The organism is Geodermatophilus sp. URMC 62 (assembly GCF_052931475.1).
In genome coordinates this window covers 1,881,547-1,896,528 of record NZ_JBRFHY010000001.1, presented here as the reverse complement: position 1 = coordinate 1,896,528, position 14,982 = coordinate 1,881,547, and the positions used below count along the sequence as shown (strand labels likewise).

Annotated in this window: 14 protein-coding genes and 1 pseudogene; 7 read left to right on the top strand and 8 right to left on the bottom strand. The window is 75.2% G+C overall.

The features are described from left to right. Positions 1-22: 22 nt before the first annotated feature. Together ACU616_RS09100 and ACU616_RS09095 are read right to left on the bottom strand one after the other, a co-directional pair. On the bottom strand, positions 23-1,423 hold the full coding sequence (locus tag ACU616_RS09100; RefSeq protein WP_446758151.1) for a DUF1116 domain-containing protein: 1,401 nt from the start codon (positions 1,421-1,423) through the stop codon (positions 23-25). Continuing rightward, positions 1,420-2,913 carry an FdrA family protein gene (locus ACU616_RS09095; RefSeq protein WP_446758150.1) on the bottom strand — a complete coding sequence of 498 codons (1,494 nt, stop codon included), beginning with the start codon at positions 2,911-2,913 and terminating at the stop codon, positions 1,420-1,422. The genes ACU616_RS09100 and ACU616_RS09095 overlap by 4 nt, the downstream gene beginning before the upstream one ends. 163 nt (positions 2,914-3,076) lie before the next feature. Here ACU616_RS09095 and ACU616_RS09090 point away from each other — a divergent pair, with 163 nt between their 5' ends. Genes ACU616_RS09090 through ACU616_RS09070 form a run of 5 tightly spaced genes read left to right on the top strand, consistent with a single transcriptional unit; the run spans position 3,077 to position 9,015 of the window. Next, complete coding sequence (locus ACU616_RS09090; protein WP_446758149.1) at positions 3,077-4,564, top strand: uracil-xanthine permease family protein; 1,488 nt, start codon at positions 3,077-3,079, stop codon at positions 4,562-4,564. Continuing rightward, positions 4,561-5,436: an FAD binding domain-containing protein gene (locus ACU616_RS09085; RefSeq protein ID WP_446758148.1), complete on the top strand. Its 876-nt coding sequence runs from the start codon at positions 4,561-4,563 to the stop codon at positions 5,434-5,436. Before ACU616_RS09090 ends, ACU616_RS09085 begins: the two co-directional genes overlap by 4 nt. After that, the gene (locus tag ACU616_RS09080) at positions 5,433-5,951 is read left to right on the top strand and encodes a (2Fe-2S)-binding protein (protein WP_446758147.1); all 519 of its coding nucleotides are present in this window, start codon (positions 5,433-5,435) and stop codon (positions 5,949-5,951) included. Before ACU616_RS09085 ends, ACU616_RS09080 begins: the two co-directional genes overlap by 4 nt. Next, positions 5,948-8,362 (top strand): aerobic carbon-monoxide dehydrogenase large subunit, encoded by a 2,415-nt coding sequence (gene cutA, locus ACU616_RS09075; protein WP_446758146.1) that lies wholly within the window; start codon positions 5,948-5,950, stop codon positions 8,360-8,362. Before ACU616_RS09080 ends, cutA begins: the two co-directional genes overlap by 4 nt. Next, positions 8,359-9,015 carry an SRPBCC family protein gene (locus tag ACU616_RS09070; RefSeq protein WP_446758145.1) on the top strand — a complete coding sequence of 219 codons (657 nt, stop codon included), beginning with the start codon at positions 8,359-8,361 and terminating at the stop codon, positions 9,013-9,015. The genes cutA and ACU616_RS09070 overlap by 4 nt, the downstream gene beginning before the upstream one ends. Before the next feature lie 69 nt (positions 9,016-9,084). Here the strand turns inward: ACU616_RS09070 and ACU616_RS09065 are convergent, their stop codons facing one another. Further along, positions 9,085-9,846: a hypothetical protein gene (locus tag ACU616_RS09065; protein ID WP_446758144.1), complete on the bottom strand. Its 762-nt coding sequence runs from the start codon at positions 9,844-9,846 to the stop codon at positions 9,085-9,087. 35 nt (positions 9,847-9,881) lie between these two features. After that, positions 9,882-10,757, bottom strand: a complete 876-nt coding sequence (locus tag ACU616_RS09060) for an ABC transporter ATP-binding protein (protein ID WP_446758143.1) — start codon at positions 10,755-10,757, stop codon at positions 9,882-9,884. Positions 10,758-10,944: 187 nt separating this feature from the next. Between ACU616_RS09060 and ACU616_RS09055 the strand changes: the two genes are divergently transcribed. Continuing rightward, positions 10,945-12,087, top strand: a complete 1,143-nt coding sequence (locus tag ACU616_RS09055; RefSeq protein ID WP_446758142.1) for a sensor histidine kinase — start codon at positions 10,945-10,947, stop codon at positions 12,085-12,087. Further along, positions 12,084-12,743, top strand: a complete 660-nt coding sequence (locus ACU616_RS09050; RefSeq protein ID WP_446758141.1) for a response regulator transcription factor — start codon at positions 12,084-12,086, stop codon at positions 12,741-12,743. The genes ACU616_RS09055 and ACU616_RS09050 overlap by 4 nt, the downstream gene beginning before the upstream one ends. A gap of 7 nt (positions 12,744-12,750) precedes the next feature. Here ACU616_RS09050 and ACU616_RS09045 read toward each other — a convergent pair whose 3' ends face one another. From ACU616_RS09045 to ACU616_RS09030, 4 genes and pseudogenes are all read right to left on the bottom strand, one after another. Continuing rightward, the gene (locus ACU616_RS09045; RefSeq protein ID WP_446758140.1) at positions 12,751-13,683 is read right to left on the bottom strand and encodes an oxidoreductase; all 933 of its coding nucleotides are present in this window, start codon (positions 13,681-13,683) and stop codon (positions 12,751-12,753) included. 13 nt (positions 13,684-13,696) lie between these two features. Beyond that, on the bottom strand, positions 13,697-14,083 hold the full coding sequence (locus tag ACU616_RS09040; protein ID WP_446758139.1) for a type II toxin-antitoxin system VapC family toxin: 387 nt from the start codon (positions 14,081-14,083) through the stop codon (positions 13,697-13,699). Further along, the gene (locus ACU616_RS09035) at positions 14,076-14,303 is read right to left on the bottom strand and encodes a type II toxin-antitoxin system CcdA family antitoxin (protein ID WP_446758138.1); all 228 of its coding nucleotides are present in this window, start codon (positions 14,301-14,303) and stop codon (positions 14,076-14,078) included. Before ACU616_RS09035 ends, ACU616_RS09040 begins: the two co-directional genes overlap by 8 nt. A 35-nt stretch (positions 14,304-14,338) precedes the next feature. After that, positions 14,339-14,905 (bottom strand): annotated as a pseudogene (locus tag ACU616_RS09030) (peroxiredoxin family protein); the annotation flags it as partial. Positions 14,906-14,982 lie beyond the last annotated feature (77 nt).

Sequence of the window (14,982 nt, the reverse complement as noted above, 5' to 3'; positions counted from 1 at the left end):
CTGTGCAGATCTCGCGGGTCGCTCAGGGCGCGGTGCGGGCCTCCTGCGCCAGCGCGGCCAGCGCCTGCTCGAAGCACTCCCGCGGCGGCTGCACCAGGCCCGCGCCGACCTGGCCGGTGCCGGCCACCCGTCCGGCCATCCCGGTGTTGATCTGCGGCAGCCACCCCGTGCGTGCCACCGACAGCACGTCGATGCCGGTCGGTGCGCCGCGGAAGCCGAGCACCGGGATCGCCATCGCCGGGTTCTCGGCCAGGGTGAGCTGGTACATCCGCTCGGTGGTGGCCAGCGCGTCGGGCACGGTGCCCCCGATGAACCGCACGATCGCCGGTGCCGCGGCCATCGCGAACCCGCCGACGCCGTAGGTCTCCATGATCGCCGAGTCGCCGATGTCGGGGTTGGCGTCCTCGGGGCCGTAGTCGCCGAGGAAGAGTCCGACCGGGGTCTGCGCGGGGCCGGTGAACCAGCGGTCGCCGGTGCCGGCGGTCTGCACGCCGAACTCCGTGCCGTTGCGGCTGAGCACCGTGACCATCGTCGAGCCGGGGACGCCGCGGGCGGCGTCCATCGCCAGCTTCGCCGTCGGCATGCCGAGGTTGAGGAAGAAGTGCTCGTTGCCGCCGATGAACCGCAGGACGGCGGCGACGTCGGCCGACGGCGCGTCGACGGCCACGATCGCCGGTGCGAGGTCGCGCAGGGTCATCAGCGAGCCGGCGCGGTTGCGGTTGTGCCCCTCGTCGCCCATCTGCAGCATCTGCGCGAGCACCGCCTTGACGTCCAGCGGCTCCGGCATCGACCGCACGGCGGCCTGCAGCACCGGCCCGAGGACGTCGCGCATCCAGGCCAGCCGGGTGAGCACCTCCTCGCCGAAGGCACCCATGCGCAGCACCTTGCCCAGGCCCTCGTTGAGGTTGCAGTACGCGCGGCCGCCGGAGACCGGGTCCTCCAGGCACCAGGTCCACATCGACGGGCTGGTCACCCCGGCCATCGGGCCCACGGCCGCGTGGTGGTGGCACGGGTCGAGCGTCACGCCGCCGGAGGCCAGCAGCGCCTCGGCGTCCTCGACCGTCGGCGCCCAGCCCTCGAACAGGCAGGCGCCGACCAGCGCGCCGCGCATCGGACCCGACGCGGCCTCCCAGGTCAGCGGCGGCCCCGAGTGCAGCAGGGTCCGGCCGGTCAGCCCCAGCGTCTCCCGGGCGGGCCGGACGTCGACCAGGTGCGACCCGGCGGCCAGCACCCGCTCGACCGCCGTCCGGTTGGCCGCGGCGCGGCGCGGGTCCAGCGCCAGCGCGGCGAGGTCGGCCGGATCGCCGAAGGCCGGCGGCCGCCAGTCGACGTCGGTCACCTGCGCGCCCTGCGCGCGCAGCGCGGCGGAGAAGACGTCGACCCCGGCGGCGACGACGGCCGGCTGGCCTCCCAGCAGGGTCATCGCACGGCTCCCAGCAGGTCGAGCGCGTGCCGGGTGGCCTGCGCGTTGGAGGCGAAGACGGCGGCTCCGGCCGCGGCGAGGGCGTCGGCCTGGCGGCTCCAGCCCTGCGGGTCGGCCTCGGTGCCGACCAGCGCGACGACCGCCGGCAGGCTCGCCGCGGCGATGGCCGGCGCCAGGGCGGCGGCGGGGTCGGGGTCGGCACCGTGGCCGAGGACGACGTCGAGCAGCAGCACCGCCGGCTCGCCCGACGCGGCCAGCCGGCTGATCGCCTCCAGCCGCAGCGTCGGGTCGATCATCGGGTGCGCGCGGCCGACGGTGAGCGCGTCGTCGCCGAAGTCGACGACCACGTGCCCGGGGGCGGACAGGTCCGGGGCGGATGGGTCGACGACGAAGCCGAGGTCGGGCCGCAGCGGGGTGTTGGACCGGACGTCGCCGAGCACCGGCGCGGCCAGCAGCATCGCCTCGTCGGCCAGCGTGCCGCCGGAGTAGAAGCCCTTGAGGACGGCGCCGGGTGCCGCCGTCCCGCTCCCCGGCCGGGCGGGCCACCGCGGGGAGGCCACCCCCAGGTCGGCCAGCAGCGCCTCGACGGCGGCGGTGAGGTCCGGCGTCCCGGCGCCCAGCACCGCCGAGCGGACCGGCGTCGACAGCCGGGCCGCCGCCCCGGCCACCACCTCGGCGACCGACGGCGCCGGCGGCTTGGAGACGACGAGCACGTGCTCGGTGGCGGGGTCGGCGTCCAGCGCCGCCAGCGCGTCGAGCGTGGCCAGCCCGCCGACGGCCTCCGACAGGTCGCGGCCGCCGACGCCGAGGACGTGCGAGACCCCGACGCCGGCCGCGTCGAGCAGGCAGGACACCTGCTGCGCGCCGGTGCCCGAGGCCGCGACCACGCCGACCGGGCCGCGGCGGACGACGTTGGCGAAGCCGAGCGCCACGCCGGAGACGATCGCCGTCCCGCAGTCGGGACCCATGACCAGGACGCCGGCCCGCCGCGCGGCCCGCTTGAGCGCGACCTCCTGCTCGACCGGCACGCCGTCGGAGAAGACCAGCACGCTGCGGCCGGCGGCGACCGCGTCGGCGGCCTCGAGCGCCGCGTAGGGCCCCGGCACGCTGACGACGGCGAGGGCGGCGCCGTCCTGGTCGCCGAGGGCGGCGCCGACGGTGCGGGCCGGCTGCGCGTCGGCCGGAGCGCGGGAGCGCTCCCGCGCGGCGAGCGCGGTGTCGACGGCGGCCACCGCGGCGGCCAGCGCGTCGTCGTCGACGGCGGCGATCCCGACGAGCAGCTGCTCGGGCGAGGCGTCGTCGCCGGGCGCCAGGCCCATGCCCGCGGCCAGCTCCACGTTGAGCGGCGTGGCCATGGCGACGAGGACGGCGGTGACGCCGTCGCGGGTGCCGACGTCGCGGCTGACCTGCATCAGCCGCACCGAGTCGGCGTAGACGCCGCTGCGCAGCGAGACGTGCCGGACGCCCGGTCCGGGGGCGGGTGCGCTCACCCCGCCGACCGTAGCGGGAGATACCTCAGCGCTGAGACGTCGTCCGCTGTCGCAACGACGATTTAGCACTGAGGTACTTCCGCGTGTCGACACGCCGTGACAGATTGGCGGCCTCCGGGGGCGGGCCTCCCGGTACACCGGCTAGCCCCGCCGAGGAGGACCCATGGCGTTCGGTTGGAAGCTGTACGCGGGCGGCAAGACGCCCCCGCTGGGCGAGGCCGTCGCCCCCGACGAACGCCTCTCGTGGCCCCGGACCATCGGCATCGGCGCCCAGCACGTCGTCGCCATGTTCGGGGCGACCTTCGTCTTCCCGCTGATCATGGGGCTGGACGCGAACCTCGCGATCATGATGAGCGGCGTCGCGACGATCGTCTTCCTGCTCGTCGTCCAGGGGAAGGTGCCGAGCTACCTGGGCACCAGCGCCGCCTTCGTCGGCGGGGTGGTGGCCATCCGGGCCAACGGCGGGGACTCCGGGGACGTCGTCGGCTCGATCCTCGTCTCCGGCGTCCTGCTGGCCCTGGTCGGCGTCCTCATCCACGTCGCCGGGGCCCGGGCGATCAACGCCGCGCTGCCGCCGGCGGTGACCGGCGCGGTGGTCATGCTCATCGGCTTCAACCTCGCCCCGGTGGTGGCCGGGGTGTACTGGCCGCAGGACCAGTGGGTCGCGCTGGCGACCATGGTCTTCGTCATCGTCGCCTCGCTGCTGCTGCGCGGCTTCTGGGCCCGGATCTCCATCCTGCTCGGCCTGGTCTTCGGGTACCTGCTGTCGATCCTGCTCGACGTGACCGCCGGGCAGATCACCTCGCCCGACGGCACCGGCGCGATCGTCACCCGCGACCGGATCGACTTCGCCACGGTCGGCCAGGCGGACTGGATCGGCCTGCCGCAGTTCACCGCGCCGAGCTTCTCGCTCAACTTCAGCCTGCTGGTGCTGCCGGCGGTCATCGCGCTCGTGGCCGAGAACGCCGGGCACGTCAAGGCGGTGTCGGCGATGACCAAGCGCGACCTCGACCCGGTGATGGGCCGGGCGATCTTCGCCGACGGCCTCGGCACGGTCATCGCCTCGTCCGTGGGCGGCTCCCCCACCACCACCTACGCCGAGAACATCGGCGTCATGGCCGCCACCCGCGTCTACTCCACCGCGGCCTACTACGTCGCCGCGATCGTGGCGGTCCTGCTCGGCCTGTGCCCCAAGTTCGGCGCGCTGATCAACATCATCCCGGGCGGGGTGCTCGGCGGGATCACCGTCGTCCTGTACGGGATGATCGGCCTGCTCGGCGCCAAGATCTGGAAGGAGAACCGGGTCGACTTCGCCAACCCGATCAACCTGGTGCCGCTGGCCGCGGGCATCGTCATCGCGGTCGGCAACGTGACCCTGCAGATCACCGACACCTTCCCGCTGAGCGGCATCGCGTTCGGCACGATCGTCGTCGTGGTCGGCTGGCACGTCGCCCGGGCGGTCGCCCCGGCGGAGATGAAGGCAGCCCTGCTGCAGGAGCGCGGGTTCGCCGAGGGCACCGGGCCGGCGCTCGGGCACACCGGGGGGCACGAGGTTAGCGCCGACCCGTCGTCGGTCGACCGGGTGGGCCGTCCCGGGGTCGACGGCCGGCCCGCCGGCGTCGACGCCGGCAAGGGGACGCTCGAGCGGTGAAACCGCCGCCCTTCCGCTACGCGGACCCCGGCTCGGTCGACGAGGCGCTCGACGTCCTCGCCACCGAGGGGACGGGCGCGAAGGTGCTCGCCGGCGGGCAGTCGCTGCTGCCGCTGCTGGCCATGCGGCTCGCGGCGCCGACCACGCTGGTCGACGTCAACCGGGTGCACGGCCTCGGCGCGGTCGAGACCACCGGGGACGGCGTGCGGGTGGGCGCGCTGGTGCGGCACGCCGCGCTGCTGCGCGACGGCGCCGCCGCCGGCGTCCAGCCGCTGCTGGCCCGGGCGACGGCGAACGTGGCGCACCCGGCGATCCGCAACCGCGGGACGACGGTCGGCTCGATCACGCACGCCGACCCCTCGGGGGAGATGACGGCGGTGCTCGCGCTGACCGGCGGGTCGGTGACCGTGGCGACGCCGTCGGGACGCTCGGCCGTCGGCTGGCGGGACCTGTTCGTCGGGCCGCTGGAGACCTCGCTGACCGGCCCGGCCCTCGTCGTCGACGCGATCTTCCCGGCCCTGCCGGAGCGGTCGGGCACGGCGTTCGCCGAGATCGCGCGGCGCCGGGGCGACTACGCCGTCTGCGGGGCGGCCGTCGTCGTCACCCTCGACGAGGACCGCCGGGTGGCCGCCGTCCGCGCCGCCTACCTGTCGGTGGGGCCGGTGCCCGAGGTGCACGACCTCACCGACGCGGTCGCGGGCAAGCCGGTCGACAGCGCCGACTGGGCCGCGGCCGGCGCGCTCGCCCGCACGCTCGTCGACCCCGATCCCGACCTGCACGCCACCGCTGACTACCGGCGCCTGCTGGTCGGCGTGCTGACCGAGCGCACGCTCGCCGAGGCCGCGGCCGAGGCGGCGGGGAGGGTCCCGTGACGAGCATCGACACGGAGCGCACCGTCCGGCTGACGGTGAACGGTGTTCCACGTGAAGCACCGGTGCCGGTGCGTCGCGTGCTGTCGGACCTGCTGCGCGACGACCTGGGGCTGACCGGCACGCACGTGGGCTGCGCGCACGGCGTCTGCGGCTCATGCACGGTGCTGCTGGACGGCGAGCCGGTGCGCTCCTGCCTGGTGCTGGCCGTGCAGGCCGACGGCGCCGCGGTGACCACGGTGGAGGGGCTGGCCCGCGACGACCACCGGGGCGGGCAGGTGCTGCACCCGGTGCAGGAAGCCTTCCGCGAGTGCCACGCGCTGCAGTGCGGCTTCTGCACGCCGGGGTTCCTGGTGACCATCGCCGCGGGGCTCGAGGCGCGGGACCCGGCGCAGGAGATCACCGAGGAGGAGGTCGACGAGCTCGTCGGCGGCAACCTGTGCCGGTGCACGGGCTACGCGAACATCAGGAAGGCCGTCCGCTCCGCCGCCGCGACGATGCGGGAGGACGCCCGGTGACCACCAAGCTGTTCGGGGAGCCGGTCCGGCGACGCGAGGACGCCCGGCTGATCACCGGCCGCGGGCGCTACCTCGACGACATCGGTGCCGGCGCGCTGGCCGCGGCCTTCGTGCGCAGCCCGCACGCGCACGCCCGGGTGGTCGACGTCGACGTCGACGGCGCCCTGGACGTCGAGGGCCTGGTCGCCATCTACACCTACGAGGACCTCACCGGCCCCATGGCCGAGCCGCTGCCGGTGCTCATCCCCCACCCGCAGCTGCACGCCCCGCGCACCGGCTACCCCCTGGCGAAGGACGTGGTCAACCACGTCGGCGAGCCGGTCGTGATGGTGGTGGCCACCGACCGCTACGTCGCCGAGGACGCCGCCGAGCGGATCGTCGTCCGCTACGAGGAGCTGCCGGTCGTCGTGGGCATCGACGCCGCCCGCGCTGCCGAGCACGCCGTCCACCCGGACGTCCCCGACAACGTCGCCGCCCGCCACCACCAGGAGACCGGCGACGTCGGGCCGGCGCTGGCCGCCTCGCCGCACACGCTCTCCTTCACCCAGACCATCGAGCGCAGCGCGTGCACGCCGCTGGAGGGCAAGGGCGTGCACGCCCGCTGGGACCCCGACGACGGCAGCCTGCGCGTGTACTCGAGCACCCAGGCCTCGACGTCGGTGCGCGCGGCGATCGCGGCGAAGCTGGAGCTCTCGCTCGACCGGGTCGAGGTGATCGCGCCGGACGTCGGCGGCGGCTTCGGCGTCAAGATCGTGCACCCGTGGCCGGAGGAGCTGCTGGTGCCGATGGCCGCCATCGCGCTGGGCCGCGAGGTCAAGTGGGCCGAGGACCGCCGCGAGCACTTCGTGTCCAGCGCCCACGAGCGCGGCCAGCGGCAGGAGGTCACCGTCGGGTTCGACGACGGCGGCCGGCTCACCGCGCTCGACGTGCACGTCTGGCACGACAACGGCGCCTACACGCCCTACGGGATCATCGTGCCGATCATCACCGCGACGCAGCTGGTCGGGCCGTACGTGGTCCCGGTGTACCGGGTGGTGGTCGAGAGCGTCTACACGAACACCGTCATCGTCACGCCGTACCGCGGCGCCGGGCGGCCGCAGGCCTGCTTCGCGATGGAGCGGACGATGGACCGGATCGCCGACGAGCTCGGGCTCGACCGGGCCGAGGTCCGCCGTCGCAACCTGATCACGCCCGACCAGTTCCCCTACGACCACCACCTGACGTTCCAGGACGGCCGGCCGGTGGTCTACGACTCCGGCGACTACCCGGGGCTGCTCGACAAGCTGACCGACCTGGTGGGCTGGGGGTCCGTCGAGGAACGGCGGGCCGAGGCGGCGTCGCGGGGGAAGCTGCTCGGCGCCGGGATGGCGCTGTACGTGGAGGGCACCGGGCCGGGGCCCTACGAGGGCGGGCACGTGCAGGTGCTCGGCAGCGGCAAGGTGCTGGTCTCCACCGGGCTGACCTCGCAGGGCCAGGGGCACGAGACGGCGTTCGCGCAGATCGTCGCCTCCGAGCTCGGGGTGCCGATCGAGGACGTCGAGGTGACCACCGGCGACACCCGCCGCTTCCCGTACGCGGTCGGCACGTTCGCCTCGCGGGCGGCGGTGATGAGCGGCAACGCGATCGCGCTGGCGGCGCGCGGCGTCCGGGAGAAGGCGCTGCGGATCGCCGCCGACGTCCTGGAGGCCTCGCCGGAGGACCTGGAGATCTCCGACGGTGTGGTGGGGGTGCGCGGCACGCCGGGGGCGTCGATCCCGCTGCGCACGGTCGCCGTCCTGTCCAACCCGCTGCGCTACGCCTTCGACGAGGCGGCCAAGCAGGCGACGCAGTTCGCCACCCACGACGACACGAAGCCGCCGGTGGCCCCGGGCGACGCCCCGGGGCTGGAACACCGCGACTACTACTCGCCGCTGCGCTCGACGTTCGCCTCGGGCGCGCACGCGGCGGTGGTGGAGGTCGACCCGGCGACGTGGGAGATCGACGTCGTCACGTACGCCGTCGTGCACGACTGCGGCAACGTGGTGAACCCGATGATCGTCGAGGGCCAGGTGCTCGGCGGCGTCGCGCAGGGAGTGGGCGGGGCGCTGTACGAGCGGATGGCCTACGACGCCGACGGGCAGCTGCAGAACGCGTCGTTCATGGACTTCCTGATGCCGTACGCGTCCGAGGTGCCCGACGTGGTGATCGACCACCAGCAGACGCCCTCGCCGCTCAACCCGCTGGGCATCAAGGGCGCCGGGGAGGCAGGGGTGATCCCGGGGTCGGCCGCGCTGGCCTCGGCGATCGAGGACGCGGTGGGCCGGCGGGTGACGGCGATGCCGATCTCGCCGTCGGAGCTCTACGACCTGGTGCGGGACCCGGCCACGGAACGGACGGCGGCCTCGGCACGCCGGGGAGGAGCGCTCGCGTGAACCTGGACGGCTCGGCGGTGCTGCACGGGTCCCCGGACCGGGTGTGGACGCTGCTCACCGACCCGGAGGTGCTGGCGCGGACGATCCCGGGCTGCCTGTCGCTGTCGCGCACCGGTGAGGACGCGTACCGCATGGACGTCGCCGTGGGCGTGGGGGCGGTGAAGGGGACGTACGCCGGCGAGGTGCGGCTGACCGACCAGCGGCCGCCGTCGTCGTACGTCATGCACGCCTCGGGCGCGGGGGCGCCGGGCAACGTGCGGGCGACGGTGGCGATCGAGCTGTCGCCGTCCGACGAGGGGACGACGGTGACCTACTCCGCCGATGCCGTGGTGGGCGGGCCGGTGGCCGGCGTGGGCCAGCGGATGATCACCGGCGTCGCCAAGCGGATGGCCGGCCAGTTCTTCACCGCCGTCGACGCCGAGTTGAGCGGTGCCGCCGCGCCCCGCCCGTCGTCCGCCGCGGTGAGCTCGACGGACGCCGTCCCCGCGGCGACGCCCGCAGCGCTGCCTGCAGCACCGCCCGGGGCACCCCGGACGGCGCCCGCGACGCCGTCCGCGGACCTGCGGACCCTCGCCGTGGGCGCGGCCGGCGGCGCCGGGCTCACCCTGCTCGGCGTCGTCGTCGGCTGGCTCCTCGGCCGCCGCACGGGCTGACGGGTACACGCCGAGGGCCCCCTCGATGCCATCGAGAGGGCCCTCGGCGTGTGGTGGTCGTACAGCGGGTCAGGCCACCGAGCGGCGGCGGGTGATGAGCACCCCGGCGATCGTCGAGACGACCACCCAGCCGGTGACCACCGCGATCGGCGTGGTCGCCGCGCCCTGCTGGGCCAGCGTCACGATCGCGCTCGCCGGGTCCAGCTTCGACGCGATCTCCGGCTTGACCGAGTTGAGCACCGGCAGGATGCCCAGCACCGTCAGGTAGGTCCCGGTCATCGCGGCCGCCGAGTTGCCCACCGCCGCACCGATCCCGGCGCCGATGACGGCGAACGCCGCCCCCGAGGCGATCACCGCGACCACGGCCTGGCCGGCCGCGAACCACGTGACGCCGGACGTGAACAGCGCCAGCGCACCGACCGCCCCGCCGACGCCGAGGGACGCCAGCACCAGCCCGAGCAGGGCCATGGCCAGGGCCTTGGCGGCCAGCACCCGTCCCCGCTGGGGGACGAGGAGGTAGGTCGTCTGCACGCTCCTGTGCGTCCACTCCCCCGCGGTCGAGAGCACACCGAGGGCGAGCAGGACCAGGGCGATCAGCATCCCCATGATGCCGAGGGCCATCGCGGCGGCGACCCCGCCACCGCTGGTCATGGTGGCCAGCAGGACGCCGAGCGGGCCGACGAGCACGGCCAGCGCGGCCACCGACCGGCCGGAGCGGGTGGACAGGGACTTGCGGATCTCCAGGCCGGTCAGGGCCGGGAAGGACGGAGCGGTCCGCCGGGCGGTCGACCCGGCGACCGGGACGACGGCGGGGGCGAGGGTGGTGCTCATGTCGGGTGCCTCTCGGGGAGAAGGGAGGGTGGTGGTCATGACGCGTCGGTGAGCTGGAAGAACAGCTCCTCCAGGCCCTGCTGGGAGGGCCGCAGGTCGATCAGGGCGTGGCCGCCGGCCGCCGCCAGCGCGCCGATGCGCTCGGGCCCGGCGCCGGGGACGACGAGGACGCCGCCGTCGCGGTGCTGCACCTCGAGCCCGGCCGCCGCGAGCTCGGCCTCGAAGGACGGCGCGTCGGCCGCGCGCACCGCGGTCCCGTCGCCGCCCAGGAGCTGGCCGATCGGCCCGTCGGCGACGATCCGGCCCGAGCCGATGACCAGCAGCCGGTCGACGGTGTGCTCGACCTCGCCGAGCAGGTGGCTGGACAGCAGCACCGTGCCGCCGCGGGCCGCGTGGCCGCGGAGGAGGTCGCGCATCCAGCGGATGCCCTCCGGGTCCAGGCCGTTGGCCGGCTCGTCGAACATCAGCACCGGCGGGTCGGCCAGCAGGGCCGCCGCGATCCCGAGCCGCTGCCGCATTCCGAGGGAGTAGCCGCCGATCCGGCGCCCTCCGGCCGCCGTCAGGTCGACCATCTCCAGCACCTCGTCGACCCGGGTGGCCGGGACGCCGATCGTCGCGGCCAGCAGCCGCAGGTGCGTCCGGCCGGTGCGACCGGGGTGCACCGCCGCCGCGTCGAGCAGCGTGCCCATGACCGCTCCCGGGTTGGGCAGCGACGTGTAGGGGACGCCGGCGACCGTCGCGGTGCCCGACGACGCGGGCACCAGCCCGGTGATCATCCGCATCGTCGTGCTCTTGCCGGCGCCGTTCGGGCCGAGGAAGCCGGTCACCGTGCCGGGCTCCAGCTCGAACGACACCTGGTCGACGACCCGCCGGCCGCCGTACTCCTTGGTCAGTCCGCTGACCGTGATCATCGGGGCTCCTCCGTGTGGTCCGCCGTGGTGGTGATGCACAGAGAACCGCGGCGGGCCCCGCGTCCGCGTCAGCCGTGAGCCTCGAACCCGCAGCTCGAACGGCTACGGCTCGTCATCCGAAAGAGGACGTCGGCGGTCATCCCGCGGCCGACCCGCAGGCCGTGATCACCGACCTAGGCTGCTGCGCATGGGGCTCCGCGCGCGTCTGTGGCCGGGCCTGTCCACGCGCAGCGTCTGGCTCGAGGTGCTGATCGCCGTCCTCGGCGGGCTCAGCGTCAGGGCGGTCGAGTGGACGCCCGGTCCCGACCCTGTGCCCCTCTCCCTCGCCACCGCGGCGTCGCTCGTCGTCAGCGTGCTGCTGCTGCTCCTGCGCCGGCGCGCGCCGCTCGTCCCCTTCCTCGCAGCCGCCGCGGTGGGCGCGGTCGCCCCGGCCGTCGGCGGTGCCATCCCGCTGGGTGCCTACGCGGTGGGCCGCTACGCCGGCGGATGGCCCGCCCGGCTCGTCGCCGGCGTCGCCGGGTCGGTCGCGGTCAGCCAGTTCTGGACCGGCCCCTCGCTCGGCGAGGTCGTCGGCGGGCTGGCGGGCGTCGCGTTCGTCGTCCTGCTGCCCGGCGCGGTCGGCGCCTGGGTGCGGGCCCGCGCCGACCTGATGACGGCGCTCACCGAGCGCGCCGAGCGGGCCGAGGCCGAGCGGGAGCTGCTCGCCCGCGAGGCCATCGCCGCCGAGCGCGCCCGCATCGCCCGCGAGATGCACGACGCCGTCGGCCACCGGGTGAGCCTCATGGTGCTGCAGGCCGGCGCGATCGAGATGGCCGCCACCGACCGGGAGCGCGTCGAGCAACTCGCCTGCTCCGTGCAGCTGGCCGGGCGGCAGGCCCTCGACGAGCTGCGGCAGGCGGTCGGGGTGCTCCGCGCCGGGGAGGACGACGACGCCCCCCTCACCCCGCAGCCGGGACTCGACGACCTGGAGCGGCTGGTCCAGGAGTGCCGCGCCGCCGGGATGACCGTCGCGCTGGACCTCCCGCCGGCCGACGCCGCCCCGGTCGAGCCCGCCGTCTCCCGGGCGGCCTACCGCATCGTGCAGGAGGCGCTGACCAACGCCGGCAAACACGCGCCCGGCGCCCCTGTGCACGTGGCCGTCGTCCGCGAGCCGGCCCGGCTCGCCGTCCGCGTGGTCAACGGGACGCCGCTCGAGGCCGCCCGCCCCGGCTCCGGCGGCGGCTTCGGCCTCGTGGGGCTCAGCGAGCGCGTGCGCACGCTGGACGGCCGGCTCCGCACCGAGCGCCGGCTGGACGGCGGCTTCCTGGTCGAGGCGGTGATCCCGGCGTGACGATCTCGGTCCTGCTCGTGGACGACGAGGAGCTGGTGCGGTTCGGGCTGCGGACCGTGCTGGAGGCCGCCGGCGACTTCACCGTCGTCGGGGAGGCCGGCGACGGGTTCGCCGCGGTGCGCGCGGTGCAGGAGCTGCGGCCCGACGTCGTCCTCATGGACATCCGGATGCCGCGCAAGGACGGGCTGGCGGCGACGCGCGAGATCCTCGCGCTGCCCGACCCGCCGCAGGTCGCCGTCCTCACGACCTTCCACGCCGACGAGTACGTGTACGCGGCGCTGGCCGCCGGGGCCGCGGGCTTCCTGCTCAAGGACACCCCGCCGCGGGAGATCGCCGCCGCCGTCCGCGCGGTGGCCGACGGCACTGCGACGCTGTCGCCGAAGGTCACCGCCGCGCTGATCGAGTCCTACGTCGACCGGCGGGCGGCGCCGCGCCGGGCCCAGGCGCTGCGCCGGATCCGGGAGCTGTCCGACCGCGAGCGCGAGGTGCTGCAGCTGCTGGGCAGCGGCGGGTCCAACGCCGAGCTGGCGAAGCGGCTCTACGTGAGCGAGGCGACGGTGAAGACCTACGTCTCGCGGCTGCTGGCCAAGCTGGACCTGGCCAACCGCACGCAGGCCGCCATCCTCGCCCACGAGGCCGGCCTGCTGGAGGACTGAGCCGCGGTCACGGGACCGGCGCGACCTCCAGCGGGATGCCGGTCTCGCGCTCGCTGACCTGCCACAGGACGCCGATCTGCTCCTGCAGGCCGCGCCGGCGCAGGACCGGGCGCCGCACGGCCGGGCCGTGCGAGCCGTACCGCGGCGCGTAGAGCTCCCCGCCCCGGGCACGGGGGTCGGTCGCGGCGCGCAGCTGCGGCCGGACGCCCTCGAACGGCGACATCCCCGACCGCGCCGTCACCAGCTCGAACACCGGACCGAGCCGGCCGGCGCCGCCCTCGCGCACCGCGCGCGCCTGCAGGTCGGTGTTCGTCAGCCCCGGGTGCGCGAGGAGGCTCGCAGCGTGGGCCCCGGCCGCCGCGAACCGCTGCTGCAGCCCCAGCCCGAAGTGCAGGTTGGCCATCTTCGACCGCGCGTACGCGCTCCACGCCCCGTATCCCCGCTGGAGGTGGACGTCGGCGGGGTCCAGCCGCCGGGCCCGGTGCCGGGCCGTGCTCGTCACCGTCACCACCCGCGCGGCCGGCGACCGCAGCAGCGCGGGCAGCAGGCCCGCGGTCAGCGCCCAGTGCCCCAGGTGGTTGACGCCGAACTGCTCCTCGAAGCCGTCGGCGGTGGTCCGCCGCGGCACCGCCATCACCCCGGCGTTGTCCACCAGCAGGTCCACGCGCTCGTGCCGGTCGAGCACCGAGGCCGCGGCGGCCGCGACCGAGGAGAGGTCGCCGAGGTCCAGCGGCACCGTCTCCAGCGACGCCGCCGGGGAGCTCGCCCGGATCCGCGTCTCCGCAGCGGCCGTCTTCACCGGGTCACGGGCGGCGAGGACGACGTGCGCGCCCGCACGGGCCAGCACGAGCGCCGTCTGCAGGCCGAGCCCACCGTTCGCGCCGGTCACCACCGCCGTCCGTCCCGTCAGGTCGGGGACGTCGCGCTCGGTCCAGACCATGCCCCGGCTCCCTCTACGCCACGACGACGTCGACCATCGGCACGGCCCTCAGCCGACGATCGGTCGTCACGAGCACCGCCGTCCGGACAGCTGCCAGCTCCACGTACAGCGCGTCCACCAGACGCAGCTGGTGGCGTCGAGCCCAGGCGCCGAGGACGAGAGTCTGCACGGGATGGCGGTGGATCGGGGCCTCCACGACGCGACCGAGCAGCCGCGTCACCGTGTCGTCGTCCAGGTCCCCGGCACGGTTCAGCCGCCCGAGTGCGGACAGCACTTCCGCGTCGACGTGCCCGGGCGCGTGGAGCGACTGACCGGCGAGCCGTGAGCGGACAGCGACACCCAGGGGGTTGCCCAGGAGCAGGTCCACGAACGCTGATGCGTCGAGGACCACCTCAGCCATGTCGGGTGGCCGGCTCTTCCCGCGTTGCGTCCAGGGCGGCGAGCGCGTCGTCATGCGACACCAGCAATGGCGCAGGGTCGAGCGTCGCCAACCAGGCGTCCGTCGTCCGTGCGGCGAGGTGCTGCCTGATCGCGTCCTGCGTCAGCGACGACAGGTTGATCCCGGCCGTCCGCACCGCCGCCGCGAGGTCGTCGGGGAGATAGATGTTCACCCGGGGCATACACACAAGGTACACACTGAGTCGAGCCCCGGCCCCTACTGCCGGTCCGGTGGGTGCTCGGCGCGCCACTCGTCGAAGGCCGCGAGGAACGTCTCGGCCATGTGCTGCTCGGTGAGCAACTGGTCGCGGTCGCGCTCGTCGACCATCCGCTCGGCCGGCGCGCCGGTGTTGAACGTGATGGCGCGGAAGTAGGGGATGAACGACGACGGCTGGAACGCCCGCTTCGACGGCCGCGATCCGGTGTCCGGGGGATCCCACGGTGCGGGCGGCGGCACCCGGTCGAGCCCGAGCCCCTCGACGGCGGTGAGGATCGGTTCGTCGTCCGGACGGTCGGTGAAGTCCCGGGACAGCTCGCGGAACACCTCCCTGCCGTCCGGGGACACCACGACGACGACGGGGCGGAAGATCGACGCGTCCTCGTCCCAGGCGCCCAGCGGCTTCGCGAGGCGCGAGCCGTCCGGGTCGCTGACCCAGCGGAAGGGCAGGTGCCACGTGCGGTCCATCGCCAGCTGGACCTCCGGCGGGTCGGTGGAGGCGAGCACCACCTCCGCGCCGGCGTCGGCGAGACGGGACAGCGATCGGGCCGGACGGACCGCCTGGGCGCAGCAGTACGGCTACCAGTCGCCGCGCAGCCCGATCAGCACGAGGGCGGCGCGCTCGTCGGAGCGCAGGGCCAGCA